General features: G+C 54.8%; 1 pseudogene. It reads right to left on the reverse strand.

From position 1 onward, the window contains the following. Positions 1-452 (reverse strand): annotated as a pseudogene (locus AKG39_RS21020) (hypothetical protein); the annotation flags it as partial. Positions 453-4,449 lie beyond the last annotated feature (3,997 nt).

Genomic DNA, 4,449 nt, shown 5'->3' on the forward strand with positions numbered 1-4,449 from the left:
TCTCCCTTTTCTTTCTTCTTCTTTCTTTCCTTCTCCTCCTTCCTTCCCTCCCTCTCTTTTTTCTTCTCCTTTTTCCTCTCTTCCCTCTCTTTCTTCTTTTCCCTTTTCCTTTTCTTCCTCTCTTTTTTCTTCTCCCCTCCTTCTTCCCCCCTCCCCTCCTCTTCCTCCTCCTCCCCCTCCCTCTCCCCCTCCTTCCTCTCCTTCCCTTCCTCCTCCCTCTCCTCCCTCTTCTCCTTTCCTTTCTCCTCTTCCTCCTTTCCCCCCCTTCCCCCCCCCTCCCTCCCCTTCTCCTCCCCTTCCTCCTTTCCCTCCTTCCCCTTCCCTTCCCTCCTTCCTTTCCCCTCTTTCTCCCTCTCCCCCTCCCCCCCCCTCTTTCCTTCCTCCTCCTTTTTCTTCCCCTTCTCTCCTTTCCTTTCCTCTTTCCTCCCCTCCTCCCCCCTTCCTCCCTTCTTTTTCTCTTTCTCCCTCCCCTCCCCTTTCCTTCCCCCTTCTTCTTCTTTTTTCCCTCCTCCCCCCCCTTTCTCCCTTTCTCCCCCCTCCCTCTCCTCCTCCCTCCCTCCCTCCCTCTCCCCCCCCCTCCCTCCCCTCCCTTCCTTTTCTTTCTCCCCCTCCTCTCTTTCCTCCCCTTCTTCCTCTCCCCCCCTCCTCTTCCTTTCTTCTCTTTCCCTTTCTCCCCCCCCCTTCCCCCCCCCTCCCCCTTCTTTCCCTTCTTCCTTTTCCTTCCTTCCCTCTTCCCCCCTTCCTTTCCTTTCTCCTCCCCCCCCTCCTTTCTCCCCTCCCCCTTCTCCCCCTCCTCTTCCTTCTTTCTTTTCTTCTTCCCCTCCTCCTCCTCCCCTCTCCCCCCCCCTTCCCCCCCTTTCTTTTCTTCCTCCCCCTCCCTCTCCTCCCCCCCCTCCCCCCCCTTCTTCTCTTCTTTTCCCTCTTTCTCCCTCTTCCTTCCCTTCCTCCCCCCCCCCTTCCCCTCCTTCCCCTTCCCCCTCTCCCCCTCTCCCTTTTCCTCTTTCTCTTTCTTTTTCTTTCCCCCCTTTTCCTCCTCCTCTTTCTTCCCCTCCTTTCTCCCCCTCTTCTCCTCCCCCCCTTTTTCCTTCTTTCTCTCCCTCCCCTTCTTCCCCCTTCTTCCCCTCCTCCTCCTCCCCCCTCCCTCTCTTCTCTTTTTCCCCCCCTCCTCTTCCCCCCTTCCCCTTTTTCCCTCTTCTTCTTTCTCCCCTCCCCCTCCCTCTTTTCTCCCTCCTTCCTTCTTTCCTCTCTCTTTTTCTTCCTCTTTCTCTCCCCTTTCCCCTTCCCTTTCCCCTTCCTCTTCCCCTTCCCCCCCTTCCCTTCCTTTCCCCCCTTTTCCTCCTCCTTTTTTCTCCTCCTTCCTCTTTCTTTCCCCTCCCCCTCCTTCTTTTCCTTCCTTCCTTTTCCTCCTTCCCTCCTTTTCTCCTCCTTCTCCCCCTCCTCCTTCTCCTCCCTCTCCCCCTTCCCCTCCTCCCTCTTCCCCTTCTTCTCCTCCTCCCCCTCCCTTCCCCCCTCCTTCCTCTCCCTTTCCCTCTTCTTCCCTTTTCCCTCCCCCCCCTTTTCTCCCTCCCTCTCTTTCTCCTTCCCCTCCCCTTTCTCTTTCCTTTCCTTCCTCTCTTTCTTCTCCTTCTTCTTCCCCCTCCCCCTCTCCCTCTTCCCCCTCTTTCCCTTCTCCTTCCCCCCTCCCCTCTTCCCCTCCTTTTTCTCTTTCTTTTTCCCCCTCCCCTCCCCCTTTCCTCCCTCCTTTTTTTCCTTTCCCTCCCCCTCCTCTCCCTCTTCCCCTCTCTTCTCTCTCCTTCCCCTTCCCTTCCTTTTTTCCTCTTCCTCCTCTTTTTTCCCTCCCCCTTCCTCCCTCCCCTCCTTTTCCCTCTTCCTTCCTTCCTCCCTTTCTTTTTCCTTCTTCCCCTTCTCCTCCTCCTCTTTCCTCCCCCTCCTTTCCCTCTCTTTTTTCTCCTTCTTCCTTTTTCTCTCCCTCTCCTTCTCCTTCTTCCTCTTCTCCTTCCCCCTTTTTTTTCTCTTTCCTCCCCTTCCCCCCTCCCTCTCCTCCTCTTTCTTCCTCTCCTTCTTTTTCTCCTCTTTCCTTTCCTTCCTCCCCTTCTCTTTCCCCTCTTTTTTCTCTCTCTTCCCCTCCCCCTTCCCCCCCTTCTTCTTTCTTTTCTTTTTCTCCTTTTTCCTCTTTCCCCTCCCCTCTTCCTTTTCCCTCTCCCCCTTCTTTTTCCCCTTCTTTCTCTTCTTTTCCTTCCCCCCCTCCTTCCTTCCCTTCCTCCCCTTTTCCCCCTCCCCTTTCCTCTTCTTTCCCTCCCCCTTCCCCCTTTCTCCCTTCTCTTCCCTCTCCCTTCCCCTCCTCCCTTTCTCCCTCCTTCTCTCTCCCCCTTCTTCCCTCTCTCCTTCTTCTCCCTCTCTCCCCTTCTTCTTTTCCCTTTTCCTCCTCCTCCCCCTCTTCCCCTCCCTTCCTCCCCTCTTTTCCCTTTCCTTCTTCCTCCTCTCTTCTCCCTTTTTCCTCTTCTCCCTCCTTTCTCCTCCCTTCCTTTTCCTCCTCCCCTTCCCTTCCCCTTTTTTCCCCCCTCCCTCCCCCCTCCTCTCTCCTTTCCTCTTTCCTTTCTTCCCTCTCCCCTTCTTCTTCCTCCCCTTTCTCTCTCCCTCCCTTTTTTTCCCTTTCTCCCTTCCCTCCCTCCTTCTTCCCTTCCTTTTTTCCTCCCTTTTTCTTCTTCTTCCTTCCTCCCTTCCTTTTTTCCTTCTCTTCCCCTCCCTTTCCCCTCTCCCCCTTCCTCTTCTTTCCCCTTCCTCTCTCCTCCCTTCCTCCTTTTTTCCTTCCCTTCCTCTCCTTCCCTTCTTCTCCCTTCCTTTTTCCTTTTTCCTTTCTTCCCCTCCTCCTCCCTTCCTTCCTCCCTCCCCTCCCCCTTCTCCTTCCCTCTCTTTTCTCCTCCCCCTTCCCTCTTCCCCTCCCCTCCCTCCTCCCCTCCTCTCCTCTCCCTCTCTCTTTCCTTCTCCCTCCCCCCTTTTTTCCTCTTCCTCCCCTCTCCCTCCTCTTCTTTTCCCTCCCCCCCTTCCTCCTCCTTCCTTCTCTTCCTCTCTTCCCCCTCTTTCTTTCCCCTTCCTTCTTTTTCCTTCCCTTTCCTCCTTCTTTCTTCCCTCTTCTTTTTTTCCCCTCCTCTTCCTCCTCTCTTCCTCCCCTCTCTTTTCCCCTTTCCCCCCTCTCCTCTCTCCCCTTCCCCCCCTTTTCCTCCTCTCTCCCCCCTTCCTTTCCTCCCTTTCCCCTCCTCTTCCTCCCCTTCTCCTCCTCCCCCTCTTCCTTTTTTTCCCTCCTCTTTCTTTTCTTTCTCCCTTTCTCCCCTTCCTCTCTTCTCTCTCTTCTCCCTTCTCTTTCTCCTTTTCTCCTTTTCCTCCCTCCTTCCCCTTCTCTTTCCTTCTTCCCCCCTCCTTCTTCCTTCCTTCTTTCTCCCTCTCCTTTTTCTCCTCCTCCTCCCTCTCCTCCCTTTTTCCCTTCTTCTTCCTTTCCTCTCTCCCCCTCTTCCTTTTTTCTCCTCCCCTCCTTTTTCTCTCCTCTCTCCTCCCTTTTCTCCTCTTTTTCTTCCCCTTTTTCTCCTCCCCCCCTTCTTCTCCCTTCCCTTTTCCCCTCCTCCCTCTCCTCTCTCTTTTTTCTTTCTTCTTCCCTCTCTTTTTTCCCTTCTTCTCTTCTTCCCCCCTCTTTTTCCTTTTTCTTCCTCCCTCCTTTTCCCTCTTTTTCCTTTTTCTCCTTTTCCTCCCTCCTTTTCTTCTCCTTCTTCTTCTTCCCCTCTTCTTTTTCCTTCTCTCCCTCTTTTTTTTTCTTTCTTTTTTCCCTTCTTTCTCTCCTCTCCCTTTCTCCTCCCTTTCCCTCTCTTCCTTTTTTTTCCCTTCTTTCTCCCCCTCTCCCCCCCCCTCCCTCTCCCTTTTCTCTTTCCTCTTCTCCCCTTTCTCCTCCCCCTTCCCCCCCCCCCCCTCCCTTTCCCCCTCTTCCTTCTTTTCTCTCCCTTCTCTTTTCCTCCTTTCCCCCTCCTTCCCCTTCTTTTTCCCTCTCTTTCCCTTTCTTCTCTTTCTTCCCCTCCTCCCCCCCTTCTTTTCCCCTCTCCCTTTCTTCCTTTTCCTCCTCCCTTTCCCCTCCTTTCCCTTCCTCCTTCCCTTCTCTTTCCCCTCCTCCTTCCCCCCCCCCTCCTTCTCTCCTTCTTCTTTTTCCTCCTTCTCCTTTCTCCCCTCTTCCTCCCTCCCCCTCCTCCCCCTCTCCCTCCCCTCTTCCCTCCCCTCCTTTTTCTTCTCCTCCCCCTCCTCTCCTCTTTCTTCCTCCCCCTTTCTCTTTTCCCCCCCTCTCCCCCCCCCCTCCTCCTTCTCCTTTCTCCTTTCCTTCCTCCCCCTCTTCCTCTCCCCTCCTCTCCTCTCTTTCCTCTTTTCTTCCTCCCTCCCTCTTTCCCCCTCCTCCTTCCTCCCTTTCTTTTT

Origin of the sequence: Acetobacterium bakii, from assembly GCF_001263355.1 — a bacterium.
Taxonomy (GTDB): domain Bacteria; phylum Bacillota; class Clostridia; order Eubacteriales; family Eubacteriaceae; genus Acetobacterium; species Acetobacterium bakii.